This window comes from Bacillus sp. OTU530, assembly GCF_038440375.1.
In genome coordinates, this window is record NZ_JASATP010000132.1 from 1 (window position 1) to 694 (window position 694).

General features: G+C 47.6%; 4 tRNA genes and 1 rRNA gene. All 5 read left to right on the forward strand.

The features are described from left to right. Nucleotides 1-153: 153 nt before the first annotated feature. The 5 genes from rrf (at nucleotide 154) to AAHB12_RS31190 (ending at nucleotide 637) form a co-directional block, all read left to right on the forward strand. A 5S ribosomal RNA gene (gene rrf / locus AAHB12_RS31170) occupies nucleotides 154-269 on the forward strand. Between the two features lie 31 nt (nucleotides 270-300). Further along, nucleotides 301-375 (forward strand) — tRNA-Asn (locus AAHB12_RS31175). 3 nt (nucleotides 376-378) lie between these two features. Beyond that, nucleotides 379-469 (forward strand) — tRNA-Ser (locus AAHB12_RS31180). A gap of 6 nt (nucleotides 470-475) precedes the next feature. Then, nucleotides 476-550: transfer RNA gene (locus AAHB12_RS31185), tRNA-Glu, on the forward strand. Nucleotides 551-561: 11 nt separating this feature from the next. Next, a tRNA-Val gene (locus tag AAHB12_RS31190) sits at nucleotides 562-637 on the forward strand. Nucleotides 638-694: the final 57 nt, after the last annotated feature.

The window sequence follows — 694 nt, forward strand, 5'->3', positions numbered from 1 at the left end:
TAGCTGACAGATACTAATCGATCGAGGGCTTAATCATATAATTGCATAACACAGTTTGTTATCTAGTTTTGAAGGAATATCAAAATTCCTGTTGACTTTATAAAAGATCATGATATAATAATCATTGTCTCTAATATGAGTCAAAATAATAGGTCTAGTGATGATGGCGAAGAGGTCACACCCGTTCCCATACCGAACACGGAAGTTAAGTTCTTCAGCGCCGATGGTAGTTGGGGGTTTCCCCCTGTGAGAGTAGGACGTCGCTAGGCTGGCCTTAAGGGCTTGAAATTAAAATTATATTCCGCAATAGCTCAGCGGTAGAGCAATCGGCTGTTAACCGATAGGTCGTAGGTTCGAATCCTACTTGCGGAGCCAAATGGAGAGCTGTCCGAGAGGCCGAAGGAGCACGATTGGAAATCGTGTATACGTCACAAGCGTATCGAGGGTTCGAATCCCTCGCTCTCCGCCATTATCTGGCCCGTTGGTCAAGCGGTTAAGACACCGCCCTTTCACGGCGGTAACACGGGTTCGAATCCCGTACGGGTCACCAATATAATATGTGGAGGATTAGCTCAGCTGGGAGAGCATCTGCCTTACAAGCAGAGGGTCGGCGGTTCGAGCCCGTCATCCTCCACCATATAAAATTTAAAAAATATCGTCGCGGGGTGGAGCAGTCTGGTAGCTCGTCGGGCTC